General features: G+C 60.0%; 14 protein-coding genes. 3 read left to right on the top strand and 11 right to left on the bottom strand.

Going from position 1 to position 18,073, the window contains the following annotated elements; genetic code table 11:
* From FHT93_RS09225 to FHT93_RS09215, 3 genes are read right to left on the bottom strand one after another with little or no spacing between them, the layout of a single operon-like run.
* On the bottom strand, positions 1 to 918 hold the full coding sequence (locus tag FHT93_RS09225; protein ID WP_112972163.1) for an ABC transporter permease subunit: 918 nt from the start codon (positions 916 to 918) through the stop codon (positions 1 to 3).
* Positions 915 to 1,838 (bottom strand): ABC transporter permease subunit, encoded by a 924-nt coding sequence (locus FHT93_RS09220; protein ID WP_112543494.1) that lies wholly within the window; start codon positions 1,836 to 1,838, stop codon positions 915 to 917. The genes FHT93_RS09225 and FHT93_RS09220 overlap by 4 nt, the downstream gene beginning before the upstream one ends.
* Positions 1,839 to 1,886: 48 nt before the next feature.
* Entirely contained in the window at positions 1,887 to 3,467 is a 1,581-nt protein-coding gene (locus FHT93_RS09215; protein WP_112543495.1) for a peptide ABC transporter substrate-binding protein, read from the bottom strand.
* Between the two features lie 275 nt (positions 3,468 to 3,742).
* Between FHT93_RS09215 and FHT93_RS09210 the strand changes: the two genes are divergently transcribed.
* Positions 3,743 to 5,392 (top strand): alpha-glucosidase family protein, encoded by a 1,650-nt coding sequence (locus FHT93_RS09210; RefSeq protein ID WP_183847185.1) that lies wholly within the window; start codon positions 3,743 to 3,745, stop codon positions 5,390 to 5,392.
* Here the strand turns inward: FHT93_RS09210 and ade are convergent.
* Both ade and FHT93_RS09200 read right to left on the bottom strand, forming a co-directional pair.
* Complete coding sequence (gene ade / locus FHT93_RS09205; protein ID WP_183847183.1) at positions 5,385 to 7,082, bottom strand: adenine deaminase; 1,698 nt, start codon at positions 7,080 to 7,082, stop codon at positions 5,385 to 5,387. The genes FHT93_RS09210 and ade overlap by 8 nt on opposite strands.
* Before the next feature lie 117 nt (positions 7,083 to 7,199).
* On the bottom strand, positions 7,200 to 8,303 hold the full coding sequence (locus FHT93_RS09200) for a branched-chain amino acid ABC transporter substrate-binding protein (RefSeq protein ID WP_112543498.1): 1,104 nt from the start codon (positions 8,301 to 8,303) through the stop codon (positions 7,200 to 7,202).
* A gap of 607 nt (positions 8,304 to 8,910) precedes the next feature.
* On the opposite strand from FHT93_RS09200, the gene FHT93_RS09195 reads away from it, so the two are divergent.
* Positions 8,911 to 9,822, top strand: a complete 912-nt coding sequence (locus FHT93_RS09195; RefSeq protein ID WP_112543499.1) for an HD-GYP domain-containing protein — start codon at positions 8,911 to 8,913, stop codon at positions 9,820 to 9,822.
* Between the two features lie 95 nt (positions 9,823 to 9,917).
* On the opposite strand, the gene FHT93_RS09190 is transcribed toward FHT93_RS09195, so the two are convergent.
* Both FHT93_RS09190 and FHT93_RS09185 read right to left on the bottom strand, forming a co-directional pair.
* Positions 9,918 to 10,976 carry a lipoprotein signal peptide gene (locus FHT93_RS09190; protein ID WP_183847181.1) on the bottom strand — a complete coding sequence of 353 codons (1,059 nt, stop codon included), beginning with the start codon at positions 10,974 to 10,976 and terminating at the stop codon, positions 9,918 to 9,920.
* A gap of 140 nt (positions 10,977 to 11,116) precedes the next feature.
* Entirely contained in the window at positions 11,117 to 12,445 is a 1,329-nt protein-coding gene (locus FHT93_RS09185; protein ID WP_183847179.1) for an aspartate aminotransferase family protein, read from the bottom strand.
* 247 nt (positions 12,446 to 12,692) lie between these two features.
* Here FHT93_RS09185 and FHT93_RS09180 point away from each other — a divergent pair, with 247 nt between their 5' ends.
* Positions 12,693 to 14,666, top strand: coding sequence for a PhoX family phosphatase (locus FHT93_RS09180; RefSeq protein WP_113016463.1), 1,974 nt, complete (start codon positions 12,693 to 12,695; stop codon positions 14,664 to 14,666).
* A gap of 143 nt (positions 14,667 to 14,809) precedes the next feature.
* Here the strand turns inward: FHT93_RS09180 and FHT93_RS09175 are convergent, their stop codons facing one another.
* From FHT93_RS09175 to choW, 4 genes are all read right to left on the bottom strand, one after another.
* A complete protein-coding gene (locus tag FHT93_RS09175) occupies positions 14,810 to 15,127 on the bottom strand; it encodes a metalloregulator ArsR/SmtB family transcription factor (RefSeq protein WP_007824533.1) in 318 nt (105 codons plus the stop codon).
* Between the two features lie 116 nt (positions 15,128 to 15,243).
* Positions 15,244 to 15,993 carry a pyridoxamine 5'-phosphate oxidase family protein gene (locus FHT93_RS09170; protein ID WP_183847585.1) on the bottom strand — a complete coding sequence of 250 codons (750 nt, stop codon included), beginning with the start codon at positions 15,991 to 15,993 and terminating at the stop codon, positions 15,244 to 15,246.
* 115 nt (positions 15,994 to 16,108) lie between these two features.
* Positions 16,109 to 17,155 (bottom strand): choline ABC transporter ATP-binding protein, encoded by a 1,047-nt coding sequence (choV, locus tag FHT93_RS09165; RefSeq protein ID WP_183847177.1) that lies wholly within the window; start codon positions 17,153 to 17,155, stop codon positions 16,109 to 16,111.
* Positions 17,152 to 17,997, bottom strand: a complete 846-nt coding sequence (choW, locus tag FHT93_RS09160) for a choline ABC transporter permease subunit (RefSeq protein WP_113115299.1) — start codon at positions 17,995 to 17,997, stop codon at positions 17,152 to 17,154. Before choW ends, choV begins: the two co-directional genes overlap by 4 nt.
* Positions 17,998 to 18,073: the final 76 nt, after the last annotated feature.

Raw genomic sequence — 18,073 nt, 5'->3', positions numbered from 1 at the left:
CTATCGATCCTTCGGGTCGAATGCGTCGCGCAGCCCGTCGCCGATGAACAGCAGGCTGAGCAGCAGGGCCACAAGGAAGCTTGCCGGGAAGACCAGCAGCCAGGGCATGCTTTCCATGGCGTCGGTGCCTTCGGCAATGAGGGTGCCGAGCGAGGTCAGCGGTTCCTGCACGCCGAAGCCGAGATAGGAGAGGAAGCTCTCGGTCGCGATGATCTCAGGTACCGTCAGCGCCGCGAAGATGACGACGGGGCCGACGAGATTCGGGATGATGTGCTTGGTGATGATCTTGAAGGGTTTCTGACCGGAGGCGCGCGCGGCTTCCACGAATTCGCGGTGTTTGAGCGACAGGGTCTGGCCGCGCACGATGCGGGCCATGGTCAGCCATTCGAGCGCACCGATCGCCGCAAAGAGCAGGTAAACGTTGCGACCGAAGATCACCATCAGCAGGATGACGAAGAGGATGTAGGGAAGCGCGTACATGATGTCGACGAAGCGCATCATGATCGAGTCCAGCCTGCCGCCGATATAGCCGGAAACGGCGCCATAGAGCACGCCGATGACGACGGAGACGAGCGTGGCCGTCAGCGCGACGGCAAGCGAAACGCGCGTGCCGTAGAGCACACGGGCGAGCAGATCGCGGCCGTTCGGGTCAGTGCCGAAATAATGGCCGCTTTCGAAGGACGGAGGCGCGCGGAAGGCGGCCCAATCCGGGTCTTCATAGTTGAAGGGGATGAAGTTCGGGCCGAGGAAGGCTACGATGATGAGCAGCACCAGCACGCCGATGGAGATGACGGCCGCCTTGTTGCGCGAGAGGCGACGCAGTGCATCCTTGGTCAGCGAGCGGCCTTCCGGAGACAGGCCTTCGGCTTCCAGCAGTTCGGCTGCGAGCAGCTCCCTTTTTGCGGGATTGAGGATCATCTGTTTCTCACTTTCGGGTCCAGCCAGGCATAGGCAATGTCGACCAGAAGGTTCAGGAACACGATCAGCACCATGTAGAAGATGACCGTACCGAGAACCATGCCGTAATCGCGGTTCAGCGCTGCGTTGACGAAATAGCGGCCGATGCCGGGCAATCCGAAGATGCTTTCGACAACCAGCGAGCCGGTGAGAAGATAACTTGCCGCCGGTCCGAGATAGGACACGACGGGCATCATGGCGGGTTTGAGCGCGTGACGCATGACCGTCAGACGCGGGCCGATGCCCTTGGCCTTGGCAGTGCGGATGAAGTTCTGGTTCATCACCTCGATCATCGAGCCTCGGGTGATGCGCGAGATGCGGCCGGCATGCGGCAGCGCCAGAACGAAGATCGGCAGGACGAGATATTTGATCGAGCCATCACCCCAGCCGCCGACCGGAAACCACGCGAGATGGATGCCGAAGACGAGCTGCATGATGGGTGCGATCAGGAAGTTCGGCAGAACGACGCCCACCAGAATGAGAGCACTCAGAATATAGTCCGGTGCCTTGTTCTGATAGAGCGCCCCAAGACAGCCGACGGCGACGCCGACGATGATGGCGATCAGGAAGGCAGCCGTACCGATGGTGAAGGTGTAGGGCAGACCGATCGCGATCTGCTGGGCGACAGTGAAATCCTCGCTCGCGAAGGAGGGGCCGAGGTCGCCGTGCAGGAGATCACCAACGTAGATCAGGTACTGCTGAATGAGCGGTTTATCCAGGTTGTAATGAACCGCGAGGTTTTTCAGGATCACCGGCGGCAATGGCCTTTCGCCATCGAAGGGGCCGCCGGGGGCGAGGCGCAAAACGAAAAAGCAAGCTGTGACGGCGATCCACAGGACGGGGATCGTCGACAGCAATCGACGGAGTGCATATTTGATCATGGGCGTGGAGCGGCTCTTCCCGGGGTGACCGGGAAGAGCCTTTCATCCTTATTCCTTGATGGACAGCCAGCGCGTGCGGTGGATGTCCTGAACGTTGTCGACGAAGCCCTCGATCTTGGGCGAGACGACGTTCTTGGAGACGTAGTAGTAGATCGGAAGTGCTGCGGAATCGTCCAGCGCGAGCTGTTCGGCCTTCTTGAAGATCTCGGCGCGCTTCGTCAGATCGGTCTGAGCGTTGCCGTCCTTGATCAGCTTGTCATAGTCGGCATTCGACCAGCGACCGTAGTTCATCTGAACGCCGGTGACGAGCAGGTTCAGGAAGTTGTCCGGATCGTTGTAGTCGGCGAGCCAGCCGGCACGGCCGATCTGCACTTCACCACGCTGCAGCTGATCGTAGTGGACCTTCGTTTCAGCATTGACGAGCTCGACATTGACGCCAAGCGGCTTCCACATGGAGGCGATCGCGACGGCAATGCGCTTGTGGTTGTCGTTGGTGTTGTACTTGAGCTCGGTGGTCAGCGGGTGATCCGGGCCGAAGCCTGCTTCCTTCAGCAGCTTCTTGGCTTCTTCGACCTTGTCTTTGTAGGAAAGATCCTTCCAGGAGACATAGGCGGGCTCACCGTAGTTTGCAGTGCCCGGCGGGACCCAGGAGTAAGCCGGCAGTTCGCCGGTGCCGAGGATCTGCGGGCCGATGACTTCGCGGTTGATCGCCATGGACAGAGCCTGGCGGACGCGCTTGTCGTTGAAGGGCGGTTTGGTCGAGTTGATGACGTAGTAGTAAAGGCCGGAGAAGGGAGCGACATGCGCCTGGCCCGGCAGGTTCTTCTTCATCCACTCATACTGGTCGGTCGGGAAGTCGGTGAGAATATCGAATTCGCCGGCGCGGTAGCGCTTCAGGGCGGCTTCCTGGTCTTCAAGCACGAAGAACTTCGCGCCGTCGATCTTGATGTCCTTGGCACCGTAATACTGGTCGTTCTTGACGGTCGTGACGTGCGAACCGGGGACCCATTCGGTCGGCTTGTACGGACCGTTGGTGACGATGTTGCCGATCTTGACCCAGTCCTGACCCTTGGCCTCGACGACATGCTTCGGCAGCGGATAGGCCGTGTAGTGCATCAGGGCGTTGATGAAGTAGGGGGTCGGGTTCTCGAGGGTGATCTCGAGCGTCTTGTCGTCGATCGCCTTGACGCCGAGTTCGTTGAGATCGGTGATCTCGCCCTTGTTGATCTTTTCCGCGTTCTTGATGGTGAATTGCAGATAGGCGTAGTCGGCCGCGTTCTTCGGGTCGATGAGGCGCTGGAAGGCGAAGACGAAATCGCCTGCCGTTACCGGCTGGCCATCGGACCACTTGATGCCGTCACGCAGCTTGAAAGTGTAGACTTTGCCATCGGGGGAAATGGTCCAGCTTTCGGCCTGGCCGGGAACCGGGTTGTCCTTGGCGTCTTCAGTGACAAGGCCTTCGAAAATGTCGCCGGCAATACGGTTTTCCCAGTCGCCGGAGAGCTTTTGCGGATCCAGCGAGGTGGGGTCGCCACCATTATGGATATTCAGTGTGGCCGCATGGGCCGAAAATGCGAGCAATGAGCCAACCATTGCAGACGCGAGAAATTTTTTCGTGAAAAAGGACATGGAGGGTCCACCTTTCTAGGCTTTTCGCCTTTTCTTTGGTCATTTGTTCCCGGTTTGACCTGTTACGTGCAGGTCAACGGCACCTTAACGCAAAGGTTTGGCGTTGCAACCCCTAAACCAGTGGGTAGCATTCGGGTGTGGACAAGCTTATAAGCGTCTCCCTTTTGTCCGATCGCGACTAGCTGATCTTTGCTCGAGAATGGGCCATTGAACTGTTGTTTTTTGCTTCGCCGCCATTAGTCTTGCGGGCGAAATGAAGCAGGAGACGGCGGCTCATGGCGTTGCAGACAGGCGGGAATGCGGATTGGTGGCGCGGCGCGGTGATCTATCAGGTCTATCCGCGCTCGTTTCAGGATACGAATGGTGACGGGCTCGGCGATCTCAAGGGGATAACCCGGCGCCTCTCCCATATCGCAAGCCTCGGCGTCGATGCGATCTGGCTCTCCCCCTTCTTCAAGTCGCCGATGGCCGACATGGGCTATGACGTCTCCGACTATTGCGATGTCGATCCGATTTTCGGCACGCTCGACGATTTCGACGCAATGATGTCGGAAGCCCACAGGCTCGGCATAAAAATCATCATCGACCAGGTGATTTCCCATACGTCCGACCGGCATCCATGGTTCGTGGAAAGCCGCTCCAGCCGCACGAACGACAAGGCGGACTGGTATGTCTGGGCCGATCCCAAGCCGGACGGCACGGCGCCGAACAACTGGCTGTCGATCTTCGGCGGGCCGGGATGGGAATGGGATGGCGTGCGCCGGCAATATTACCAGCACAACTTCCTGACCTCGCAACCGGACCTGAATTTCCACAGCAAGCCGGTTCAGGATGCACTGCTGAAGACGGTAAAGTTCTGGCTCGACCGCGGCGTCGACGGTTTCCGCCTCGACACGGTGAACTATTATTTCTGCGACAAGCTGCTCCGGGACAATCCGCCGCATGTTCCGGATCCGGATCAGGCCGGTCTCGATGCGCCCGACAGCAATCCCTATGGCATGCAGAACCACCTCTATGACAAGACGCAGCCGGAAAACCTCGAATTCCTCAAGCGCTTCCGGGCCCTTCTCAATCAATACGAGGGACGCACGACGGTAGGTGAAGTGGGCGATGGGGCGCGCTCGTTGAAGACCGTTGCTGCCTACACGACCGGCGGCGACAAGCTGCATATGTGCTACACTTTCGATCTGCTCGGCCCCGAATTTACCGCCACGCATGTCCGAAGCTGCGTAGAGACCTTCCAGCGCATGGTGAAAGATGGGTGGGTCTGCTGGGCTTTCTCCAATCACGACGTCAACCGCCATGTCAGCCGCTTCGCGCTAACGGAAGAGGAGCGGCCCGTCATCGCCAAGCTGGCGATTTCGGTGTTGGCAGCGCTTCGCGGTTCGATCTGCCTCTATCAGGGCGAGGAGCTGGGCCTGCCGGAGGCAGAGCTTGCCTTCGAAGACCTGCGCGACCCCTATGGCATTCGCTTCTGGCCGGCCTTCAAGGGCCGTGACGGATGCCGTACGCCGATGCCATGGGAAGCCGGCAAGGCGCATGCCGGTTTTACCAGCGCTGAGAAGAGCTGGCTGCCGGTGCCCTATGAACAGGCGGCGCTTTCCGTGGACACCCAGGAAAATGATGACAGGTCCGTGCTGCATCATTACCGGCGTACGCTCGAATTCCGGAAGACCTATCCGGTGCTGATCGACGGCAGCATGGAATTCGTTGGCAGCAATCAGGACCTGCTCGCCTTCATCAGGCAGAAGGGAGACGAGAAACTGCTCTTCGTCTTCAACCTGACGCGTGAGGCCGCGGAGTTTCAGCTTCCTGCCGGCATGGTGCTGGGCGCTCCATTGCCCATGCCCGGGTTCAAAGCCACCGCCAGCGCCAAGACAGTGCAGCTCAAGGCGCTTGACGCCTTCTGCGCTCGTATCAGCTGATCAGCGCGAAGCGATCGACGTCCACCATCCCCTTGTCCGAGATCTTCAGATGCGGGATCACGGGCAGGGGCAGAAAGGCGACCTGCAGGAAGGGTTCCTCCAGGGTCGTGCCCAGGGCATAGGCTGCCTTGCGCAGATCATGCAGCGTGTCGCGCACGGTTTCATAGGGTTCCAGGCTCATCAGGCCGGCGACGGGGAGCGCAATCTCACCCGTGACCTTGCCGTCTTCGACGACGACGAAGCCGCCCTTGATCTCACCCAGGCGATTGGCTGCAAGCGCCATGTCATCCTCGCTGACGCCGACGACGCAAATATTATGGCTGTCATGGCCGACCGTCGAGGCGATGGCGCCCTTTTTTAATCCGAATCCCTGAACGAAACCGTTGGCGTGATTACCGTTCTTGCCGTGACGCTCGATGACGGCGACCTTGATGATGTCGTTGCCGAGATCGACGGTCGTCTGATTCCCTTTCGCCGGCAGGCGGTAACGGCGATGCTCGGTGATGATCTTGCCGGGCATGACGCCGATGACGGGCGTTTCTCCCTCCGAAACAGGCACGCCGAAATGGGCTGCATTGACGGGGCGAGCCTTGACGCTGTCGAGGCCAACTGGCGACACGGACTTGCGGGTGGCAAAAAGCGCATCGGTGACGTGACGGCCGGCCGAGAAGACCATTTCCGCCCGACAATTCTCCAGGCTGTCGATGACGACGAGATCGGCTCTCCAGCCGGGCGCGACGAGGCCACGGTCGCGCAGGCCGAAGGCGCGGGCAGCCGAGATCGAGGCGGCGCGGTAGACAGCGAGTGGTTCGACACCATGGGTGATCGCCGTGCGGATCATGTAGTCGAGATGGCCCTGCTCGGCGATATCGAGCGGATTGCGGTCATCGGTGCAGAGCGCAAGGTAGGGCGAGAGGCGCTCGGTGATGATGGGCATCAGGGCGTGAAGATCCTTCGAGACGGAGCCTTCGCGGACGAGGATGTGCATGCCCTTGCGGATTTTCTCCAGGGCTTCGGCCGCGCTCGTGCATTCGTGCTCGGTGCGGATGCCTGTCGAGAGATAACCGTTCAGATCATTGCCTGAGAGCAGTGGCGCATGGCCGTCGATATGCCCGCCCTGGAAAGCATCGAGCTTTGCCATGCAGACGGGATCCTTATGGATCACGCCCGGGAAATTCATGAATTCAGCAAGCCCGATGACCTTGGGATGGTCGCGGTAGGGTAGGAGGCTTTCGACCGGCAGGTCGGCGCCTGATGTCTCCAGATGGGTAGCCGGCACGCAGGAGGACAGCTGGACGCGGATATCCATGATCGTTTCCAGCGCCGAAGCGAGGAAGAACTCGATGCCTTCCTTGCCGAGCACATTGGCGATCTCGTGGGGGTCGCAGATCACGGTCGTGACGCCATAGGGCAGGACGCAGCGGTCGAATTCGTGCGGCGTGACGAGAGAGGATTCGATATGCAGATGCGTATCGATGAAGCCGGGAACGACGATCTTGCCGGAAATGTCGATCTCGGTTTGGCCGCTGTAGTTGCCACAGGTTCCGACGATGCGGTCGCCGCCGATGGCAATGTCCGACTGGACGAGTTCGCCGGTTACGAGATCGAAGAAGCGTCCGCCTTTCAGCACGATGTCGGCCGGCACACGACCCACACCCTGATCAATAAGACGTTCGAGCTTGGTGGTCATGACTACCCTCGCGATGCAATCGATTCCGCGAGTTATAGCGCATCTGCTTGCGGATTCGATGCCCGCAAACGAAACCGGGCGCCATTGGCGCCCGGTCGCATGTTCCATTCGTTCCGATTACTCGGCAGCAACGATCTTGCCGCCTTCCCACTTGTAGAGCGAGAAGCTCTGCGAGGAGAGGTCACCGGTCTCGCCATAGGTGAGCTTGCCAATCGCCGTCGGGATCTGCTCGCCGCCCTTCAAGGCAGTAGCAACGGCTTCTGCATCCTCAGCACTGCCGGCCTTCTCGATGCCGGCCTTCAGGACTTCAACGGCAGCATAGGCGTTGAGGGTGAAGGCTTCGGCCGGGATCTTCTTGGCGGCGAGCGCATCAGCTGCAGCCTTGGAGTCCGGGCTCTTGGTGGCGTCGGAGGCATTGGTGAACAGCGTGCCAGCTGCCGCATCGGTGCCGATCGTCCAGAATTCCGTGTTGGAAAGGCCGTCGCCGCCGATGATCTGGGCATTGACCGAAAGGTCATGCAGCTGACGGGCAAGCAGGCCACCTTCCGGGTGGTAGCCGCCGAAATAGATGAGATCGACCTTCTCAGCCTTGACGCGGGTGGTCAGCGCGGAGAAGTCCTTGTCGCCGGGCGTGATGGAGTCGTTGATGACTTCGGTGATGCCACCAGCGTTCAGCGTTGCCTTGAAGGCGTCGGCGAGACCCTTACCGTAAGCGCCCTTGTCGTTGATGATGGCGACGCGCTTGTCCTTGAAATGTTCGAGAACGTATTTGGCGGCGACTTCGGCCTGCTGGTCGTCCCGGCCGCAGGTGCGCAGAACATTGGTCAGGCCGCGCTTGGTGAGGTCAGGCGCCGTGGCGGTCGGGGTGACCATCAGCACGCCGTTTTCGGCCAGAACGTCAGAAACCGGGATGGCAACGCCCGAGGTGACCGGGCCGACGACGAAGCGGATGCCTTCGCCGACAACCTTGTTCGCAGCAGAAACGCCCTGCTTCGGCTCACCGGCATCGTCAGCGAGTTCGAGCACGACCTTCTCGCCGAGAATGCCGCCGCTCTTGTTGATTTCATCGACGGCGGTCTGCGCGCCGTTCTTTACCTGGTCGCCATAGGCTGCCACCGGACCGGTCAGCGGCGCGATGAGGCCGATGACGATATCCGCATGCGCGAGCGGGGCAAATGCCAGCGAGGCGACCAGCGTCGCCGTCAGAGTCTTCAGGGTCATGTTCTGTCTCCTTGGGTAGGGTCGTCTTCGACCACCGGTTGCTTGTCGCGCAGGCCATTCTTTTGTCAGCGATCCCGTTGGGAGCGTGCCAAGGACGAGGAAAAGCTGCACGATCAATGAGCCCCGCGGCCATATTTGGCTCGCCCGGCGCATGGCAAGATTTCTAGAAATTTCGGTGAGATTCCGCAAGATGATAACAAGATCGGGGCCGATTTCGCCAAATCTGAAAAGATTGCGCCCGATTTTTTGATTTTTCAGTCCATTTCTCGCAATTTTCGGTCTGTCCTGCCCGGCTGATCGGCAGATCACGGCACCCCTGTCAGGGCAATCTCAATCCGCAATTGTCAGAGTTGGGTTCTTCCGGCCCCATACGTTCAGTCGTGCGGACTTGTAGGGCGAAGCTGTCCTCAACAGAGCATATCGGCGGCTGAGGATAAGCCCATATCTGGTCATGGCGCCGCTGACCGCTGTTTTTGCTTTGCTGTTTTAGCGAGTTAACAATTGATTCTGAGAATCCGAGTATAACTACTATTCCCTAGTATATTGTTGCGGTGCAATAAAATATTCGATTTGTCGATTCAGACATATAGCGGGAACAGATATCTGAATGCTCAAGCGTATTGAAGCTAGGCAAGTGCGGACCGGAATGTTTATCGAGATGGTCGAGGGTGTCTGGGACCATCCTCTTCTATCCCGGCGACGGTTCTTACTGCGGCGTGAGAGCGATACGCTGAAGCTCAATGAATGTGCGGATGCAGGTGTCGTGATCAACACCACCAAGGGTATCGATGTCGGAGGTACCTCCCGCAAGATCGAGATCGACATCAAGGCGGCGCGCGAGACCATTCAGAAATCCGTGGAAGTGCTGGAAAATGTCTTCGGCCGGCTGCGGGGCGGAGATGCGATCTCCGTCGACCAGGTCGAGCCGGTAATTTCCTCTGTTTCCAAATCGATGGATGACCATCCTGCCGTCTTCATCAGCGTTACCCGGCTGAAATCCAAGGACGAAGTCACCTTTCTGCATTCCCTTTCTGTCAGTGCCCTGATGATCCTTTTCAGCCGCCACCTCGGACTGGATGAGGAAGTGGTGCAGGCGCTCGGTACGGCGGGGCTGTTGCACGATGTCGGCAAGCTCGAAATTCCGCTCGAAGTGCTCAATAAGGAGGGGCGCCTGAACGAAGACGAGATGCAACTGATCCGCGATCATCCGGAAAAGGGGCATGCGATCCTGGCGCGTCAGGAGGGCATGTCGGAAATTGTTCTCGACGTCTGCCTCAATCATCATGAACGGATCGACGGCAAGGGTTATCCGCGCAAGCTCTCCCATGGCGAAATCAGCCTTCACGCACGCCTTGCGGCGATTTGCGATGTCTATGACGCGGTCACTTCGGCGCGCCCCTACAAGTCAGCGTGGAGCGCGAAAGAGGCGCTGACCTGGATGCTGGCCAACGAAGGACATTTCGATCGCCGGCTCGTCAAAAAGTTTGCCCTCTGCCTTTCGGTCGCCTCCGTCTCCTGAACGTATCCGTTTTGAGGGGCAGGCTGCGGATCTGATCCGCAGCCTGCGTCTTCGTCATTCACGGCTCTCTGAGGCGCGAGGATGAGGGGCCTTGTCTATTGATCCGCGAGCGCAGTTCCCAGGAAATCCGTAACCATGCCGGAAACCTGCCGGTGAATGGCTGCGCGATCGGCGCCGACACCATCCCGGCAGACGATGCTCTCGCCGGGCGCCTCTTTCTCGATCAGTTCGGCGGCGCCAGGTTTGCATGTCTGCATGAAGCTGAAATGCAGCGATCCGGGGATCAGGCTGTAGGTAGTGGTTGCTGGCGGCAGATAGCGGGCAATATAGCCGGAGTCCTTGTTCGTGGCGGCGATGTCCGCCTTGGTTGCCGTCTCCGCATCGACGTCCGCCTGAGCACCCAGCACCATGACGGGGATGTGGATTGCCGCAAGGCTCTCCGGCGTCAGCCCGCGGCCGGGGCCGAGGTCGAGTGCCACGACGGCGCGGATTCTCGTATCGCTGAGATCGGCGGCCAGCGCCGCGCTGGAGGCTGCATCGCGGCCGACACCCAGTGCCTCGAATATCTTGCAATAAATCGGGCTGAATTCAGCCGCGCAATTCCTCGTTACCCTGGCCGCATCGAAGCGTCCGCCCGCCAGTTCGACGACCGTCCAGCCGCCGAGTGAATGGCCGATGGCGGCAATCCGACCGGATGCCACGCCGCCCGTCAGATCGGGATTGCCGAGCAGAGCATCGATCACGCGGCTGAGGTTGCCGGGGCGTTTCCACAGTTCGACGGCGTCGGGTTTCCGCATGTCGAATGTCGTCGTACCCGGATGATCGGGCGCGGCAACGACATAGCCTGCGTCAACGAGGTCGGCGGCAAGCCAGGCGAGGTTGCGCCAGCTGCCGCCGTAACCATGGGAGAGGACGACCAGCGGATGTGGGCCGGTCATGGGTGCGGCATCCCGGATCACGGGCTGACCGATAAAGGCCGGGGTTTCGCCGAGAAGAACCGGCGCGGCGTCGGATGCGGTTGGATACCAGATGCTGACATGAACAGGGCTGTCGCTATTCTTGTCGGCCAGGGTGATTTCACGAAAACCGGTTCCGGCGTGTGCTGCAGGTGCCAGCAGCAGGGCGAGGGAGAGAAGGAAGACGAGTCTTTGCATGGGATCTCCATTGGGGTGATTTGCCCTGTCTGCAGGAAATCCGTCACACCGGAGACCGATAACGCGATCGAGGTCGCCGACATCAAAAAGAAAGGGCGAGGCCGGAGCCTCGCCCTTGAATTCATCCGGGATGATTGCGCTCAGATGTTGTTCTGCAGGATCGTGCGCAGTTTGCCGAAGAGCTCGTCGATGTGCTTCTTCTCGATGATCAGCGGCGGCGAGAGCGCGATGATGTCGCCTGTCGTGCGGATCAGCAGGCCGCTTTCATAGGCCTTGAGGAAGGCCGTGAAGGCGCGCTTGGTCGGCTCGCCGGCAATCGGGTCGAGCTCGATGGCGCCGATGAGACCCGTATTTCTGATGTCGATGACGTTGGGGCAATCCTTCAGCGAATGCAGCGCATCGGCCCAATAGTCGGCGAGTTCGGCTGCGCGCGTCAGCAGGCTTTCTTCCTTGTAGGTGTCGAGCGTTGCAAGGGCTGCTGCCGAAGCGATCGGGTTACCCGAATAGGTATAACCGTGGAAGAACTCGATCATATGCTCGGGGCCGTTCATGAAGGCATCGTGGATTTCCGAGGTCACGAAGACGGCGCCCATCGGGATGACGCCGTTGGTCAGGCCCTTGGCGGCGGTGATCATGTCGGGCTTCACGTCGTAATACTGGGCCGCGAAGGGAGCACCGAGGCGGCCGAAGCCGGTGATGACTTCGTCGAAGATCAGCAGGATGCCGTGCTTAGTGCAGATTTCGCGCAGTTTCTGCAGGTAGCCCTTCGGCGGAATGAGCACGCCGGTGGAGCCGGCGACCGGCTCGACGATGACGGCGGCGACCGTGGAGGCGTCATGCAGGGTGACGATGCGCTCGAGTTCAGTGGCGAGATCGCCGCCAATTTCAGGCTCGCCGCGGGTGAAATTGTTCTTTCCGGGCAGGTGGGTATGCGGCATGTGGTCGACGCCGGTCAAAAGCGTGCCGAACATCTTGCGATTGGTGACGATGCCGCCGACGGAGATGCCGCCGAAGTTGACGCCGTGATAGCCGCGCTCGCGGCCGATCAGGCGGAAGCGTGAGCCATTGCCCTTCACGCGGTGATAGGCAAGCGCCACCTTGAGCGCCGTTTCCACCGATTCAGAACCGGAATTGGTGTAGAGGACGTGATCCAATCCCTCGGGGGCGATGTCGACCAAGCGGTTGGCGAGTTCAAAGGCCTTGGGGTGACCGAGCTGGAAAGCGGGGGCGTAATCGAGTTCGCCCGCCTGCTCGCGGATCGCTTCGGTGATCTTCGGGCGGCAGTGTCCGGCATTCACGCACCAGAGGCCAGCCGTACCATCCAGAACCTGACGTCCGTCATGGGTCTGGTAGTACATATCCTTCGCACTCACGAAGAGGCGCGGTTCCTTCTTGAACTGGCGGTTTGCGGTAAAGGGCATCCAAAAGGCGCGAAGGTCGTTTGGCGTTGCATTCAGGCGGTTGGACATGCTGTTCTCCTGGCCGTTGGGGAGGCCATCCCGTTCAAGGCTTGGCGCCGTTTATTTTTACTGCCCGGTCAAATTATCAGCGCCGGGCAAGGCGTCAAGCCGAAGAAGCGCCGCCAAATGCCGTTCCCGAGACGCTTGAAGCGTCATCAATCCTTCGCTGGGCATTGCTACAGAAATCGATGGCCGCAATGGCCAAGGGCATTTCATTCATTTCCTTGAAATTCAACCGTTTTTACCGGAGGTAGTCATGACGGACCGCCAGAAAACCAGGCCGCGCCCCAATCCGCGGCGTGCATTTGCGCCGAGCTACGGCACCATTCTCGAAGAAGGCGTTCGTCGCCGTACCATTCTGAAAGGCTTCATCGCAGCCATGGGCGCGGCCGCCTTTGCGCCGGCTTTTGAAGCCACCAAGGCAGAAGCTGCCGAGTCGACGCTCACTTTCCCAGAACTGAAGCGCGTGCGCGACACGGCCGACCACTGGCCCGAAGGCTACGAGCGCCAAATCCTCATTCGCTGGGGCGATGCACTCTTTGCCGACAGCCCGGAATTCGACGTGGCCAAGCTCAACGGCAAGGCCGCCGAACGCCAGTTCGGCTACAATAACGACTTCACGCAGTTCCTGCCATTGCCCTGGGGCGAGAAGAGCTCGGACCACGGCCTGATGGTCGTCAGCCACGAATATGCGACGCCCTTCCTGATGTTCCCGGGCCTGACGGCGGAGAATTATCGCGAGAAGCTGACCGAGGACCAGATCCGTGCGGTCATGGCCGCTGTCGGCGTCTCCGTCTTTGAGGTGCGCAAGGACGGCAATCAGTGGCAGGTGGTCAAGGACGGCAAATATAATCGCCGCATCCACATGAGCACGGAAATCGGCATTTCCGGCCCGGCTGCCGGTGACGACCGCCTCAAGACCAAGGCCGATCCGACCGGTACGGTCGTCTTCGGCACGATCTCGAACTGCAATGGCGGCATCACGCCCTGGGGCACGATGCTCTCAGGTGAAGAAGGCGCAATGGACGTCTTTGCCGGCGACTATAAAAAGCTCCCGAACCAGGAACTGGTCGAGCGCCAGGGCTGGGACGAGGATGAGAACGACATCTATTCCGTCAGCCGCGTCGAACCGCGCTTCAAGTTCGAGGAAGAGCCGAACGAATGGATGCGTTTCGACTGGGTCGTCGAAATCGATCCCTTCGATCCCTCGGCAAAGCCGGTCAAGCGTACATCGCTCGGCCGCATGACACATGAAGGCGCACAGTGTTGCGTGGCGCCGGATGGCCGCGTCGTGGTCTTCATGGGCGATGATGACGATTTCGAATATATCTATCGCTTCGTCACCCGCGATCCGTGGAACCCTGACGATCGTGCCGCCAACAAGGACCTGCTCGACCACGGCACGCTGTCGGTCGCCAAGTTCGAGAGCGACGGCACGATGCGCTGGATCCCGCTCGTTGCCGGCGAAGGCCCGCTGACGGCGGAAGCCGGTTTCAAGACGCAGGCCGATGTGGTCCTCGCAACGCGCGCTGCGGCCGATCTCGTCAGTGCGACACCGATGGACGGCCCGGAAGGTTTCATCCCGCATCTCGGCACCGGCAAGCTCTATGTTGCCATGACGGAGAATGAGGACCGCCTGCCGAAGGGCCAGGGTGACGACGAGAAGGAACAGGTCAACGTTGCCAATCCGCGTGGCCCCAATCCGCATGGGCACCTGCTGGAACTCGTAACCCCCGGCGGTCCGGACAAGCCTGACTACGCAGCCGAGAGCTTCAAATGGGATGTCTTCGTCCTTTGCGGAGATCCGGCAAAGCCCGAAGACCAGGCGATGTTCCATCCGGCGACCACTTCGGCCGGATGGTTTACTGATCCTGATAATCTTGCCGTCGATCCGGCAGGTCGTCTTTGGGTGACGACCGACGGTCCGCCGCCGGAAGGCATCGCCGATTCCGTCTATGTGATGGATACAGAAGGTCCGGGCCGCGCGCTGCCGAAGCTCATCTATATCGCGCCCGTCGGTTCGGAGACCTGCTCTCCGACCTTCACCTCTGATGGTTCCAGCGTCTTCCTCTCGGTCCAACATCCGGGCGAATTGCGCATGGCCGACAACGAGGATGCGACTTCGATGGAAGATGCCGGCACCAGCTGGCCGGACTTCAAGCCGGGCGTACCGGCCCGTCCGTCGCTTGTCGTGCTGACGCGCAGCAAGAACGGAGTGGTGGGCAGCTAAGCCCGCTTCTCCAACCAAACAAGGCCGGCAATTCTTGCGAATTGCCGGCCTCTAAGGCTTCACGTGCTGAAAATAGCATAAGCAGCGTCCGCGGAAACATCTCCTTGAACGTTGCTCAGACTGACATCATGTCAGCGCTAACATCAGGCTGCAGACCTGCTCCGGTTCTGAGCCACGTAGATATCCTCGAGTGTTGCAAGGATCTTCATGACCGGCTCGGAGTTGCTGGAATAGTAGATCGTCTGTGCATCACGACGGGTCTTGACCAGCTTCTGAGCGCGCAATTTCGACAGATGCTGGGAGAGGGCCGACTGGCTCAGGCCAACCTGGGTAGCGAGAACGCCGACAGGCACTTCTCCCTTTACCAGGCTGGTGAGGATCAGCAAACGCTTGGGGTTGGCCATGGCCGATAATAAAGCTGCCGCCACATTGGTGTGCTCGGCCAAATCAGAGGTTTCCATATTTTCTTCTTCCTAATGCGAAACGTACATCATCCGTACAGGCACAGGCCGTCAGACGGTTCTTTGACTGACGGCGAAAACTAGCAATTGGGTTTGAAGATTGTATATACCTAAATTTAAGGTATCAGGTATGCTATTTTAGATATGTTTGAACAAATGTGATCCAAATCCTCAGCGGGTATATCGAACTCGCAACGCAACAATAAGTCACCTGAAATCATATCAAAACCGGCGGAATCGACACCGCTTATGCGCCAGGGACCTGCTTCCGGAGCCTTTAGCCTCAATGTCAGCGCTGACATCAGGTCCGGATGGCGCGCTATTAAATCTTGCACTGCGGCGTCAGCTTTTTCCGCGATGTCATCATTTGCCGCGGAGGGAATCACGAGATCACTGCCGTCCAAAATGTATGCACGACCGAAGCCGCCATTGAGGCTCGCCGATTGCGGGACAAGGCGGAAGAAGCGGAAATCCGGGAAGTCGATATAGAGGTTCGCCTTTGGGTGACGTGCGAGAAAGCGGCTGCGGATGCGCGTATGAAGGAGCGTATCCCGCTCCACCCGTTCCGCACGGCACTGGGTCGTCAACCGCGCATGGGCAAGCGGATCGCCCTTGCCGGGCTCGCCGGTCAGGAGCGAGGCTCTGGTATCGGCGGCAAGTGCTTTCGTGTGGGTCGAGAGCGCGGAAACGAGAATGACTGGAACGCCGTCTATGTCGGTGCCGAGGAGAACCCGGCTTGCGAAGGGAAAGCCGGTTTCAGGATCGAGAACGGCGAGAGCCGCATAGCGGGCAGAGCGCAAGAGGGTGCGCGCCAGCTTGCGGGCCTCGTCGTCGGTTTCGTGAAGCGTAGAGGATGGCTCTTTCATATCCGCGTTGTCGCAAAGCGGAGTGGAAGGATCAAGTCTAAAGCGTGGCGTGATCTCCGAGATTTGCTCGCCGCGCTTCAGTGCTTTGTTTTCGGTGCCGTATCGCCAACCTGTTTCAGGCCTTGCGCCTGTGCCGGGTGAGGCCGGTGACGACATCCTGCGCCGAGATAGTGCCAACGATCTGGCCGTTGTCGACGACACCGATACTGCCGGGCTGCCGGGCGAGGGCATCGAGGACATCGACGAGCGGCGTCGTGGGGCGCGCGGTGGCGCTGACCGACATGCCGATTGCCGCCTCGCCAAGCCCGGGCTGCATGATGTCAGAGGCCATCAGCATGTTGATCGGGTTCATGTTCTGCACGAAATCGGCGACATATTGATCGGCCGGGTTCTTGACGATCTCCTGTGGCGTTCCGCACTGGATGATCCTTCCGCCCTCCATAATGGCGATGCGGTTGCCGATGCGGAAGGCCTCGTCGAGATCGTGGCTGACGAAGAGAATGGTCTTCTTCAGTCGCCGCTGGAATTCCAGCAATTCGTCCTGCAGTCGCGTGCGGATCAGCGGATCAAGTGCCGAGAACGGCTCGTCCATCAGGAGGATCGGGGCGCCGGTGGCAAATGCGCGGGCAAGGCCGACGCGCTGCTGCATGCCGCCGGAGAGTTCGTTGACCTTGCGGTCCGCCCATTTCGTCAGGTTGACGAGTTCGAGTTGCTCGCCGACCCGGCTCTTGCGTTCGGCTTCCCGTACGCCCGAGAGTTCGAGGCCGAAGCCGACATTCTCCGCGACTGTGCGCCAGGGCAGAAGGGCGAACTGCTGGAACACCATGGAAACCGTATGCGTGCGCAGGTCGCGCAGCGCCTTGGCATTGCATCTGTAGGGGTTTACCAGTCCCGTTGCCGCCGAGACGGCGACGTCGCCGCGCACGACGGGGGCGAGTCCGTTGACGGCGCGCAAGAGCGTGGACTTGCCGGAGCCTGAAAGGCCCATCAGCACGAGGATTTCGCCTTCCTGGATCGTCAGCGAGGCATTGGCGACACCGAGAACGAGGCCGGTCTCAGCGCTGATCTCGTCGCGTGAGCGACCTTGATCGACCATCGCGAGCCCAATTTCCGGCCGGTCGCCGAAGATGATGCTGACGTCCTTGAAACTGACCGCGGTCATGCGCCGTCTCCTTCGCCTGCGGTGCGGAACATGCGGTCCAGAATGATTGCCAGGATAACGATGCAGAAGCCTGCCTCAAAACCCTTGGCAATATTGACGGTGTTCAGGGCACGTACCACCGGTACGCCGAGACCGGGAGCGCCGACGAGGGCGGCGATGACGACCATCGAGAGGGAGAGCATGATGGTCTGTGTCAGGCCGGCCATGATCTGCGGCGTCGCGAAGGGCAGCTCTACCTTGCGCAGAACCTGCATCGGCGTTGCGCCGAAGGCGACGGCTGCTTCGACGAGGGAGGGGGGCGTCGAGATGATACCGAGGCGGGTGAGGCGGATGGGAGCGGGGATGGCGAAGATGACGGTTGCAATCAGGCCCGGCACCATGCCGAGGCCGAAAAGGATAAGCGCTGGAATCAGATAGACGAAAGTCGGAATGGTCTGCATGAGGTCCAGGACGGGCCGCATGGCGGCATAGATCCAGGCGCGGCGGGCAGCCGCAATGCCGAGCGGAATGCCGATCACCATGCTGACGAAAGTTGCGGCGAGCACGAGCGCCAGCGTTTCCGTCGTCTCCTTCCAGTAGCCCTGATTCATGATGAGCAGCAGCCCAAGACAGGTGAAGACCGCTACTGCAATCGACCGGCGCAGCCACCAGGCGAGGAGACTGATCGCAAGGACCGCAACCAGCGGATTGGGCGTCTGCAGCACGAAAAGCAAGGCATTGATGACGTGCGACAACAGGGCGGAGAGTTGGTTGAAAAACCATTCGCCGTTCGATGTCAGCCAATCGACAAAGGACTTAGCCCAGGGGCCAATGGGAATTTTAGCGTCGGTGATCCAATTCACGAGGCGCGCCTGTCTTTTGAGAACGAAGATCGGGATGAAAACGAAAACGGGGCGGCAGACCCGCCCCGTTCATTTC

This window comes from Rhizobium sp. BK379 (genome assembly GCF_014193955.1).
GTDB lineage: Bacteria > Pseudomonadota > Alphaproteobacteria > Rhizobiales > Rhizobiaceae > Rhizobium.
The sequence above is the reverse complement of the archived record's forward strand: the minus strand, read 5'-3'. Positions and strand labels throughout refer to the sequence as shown.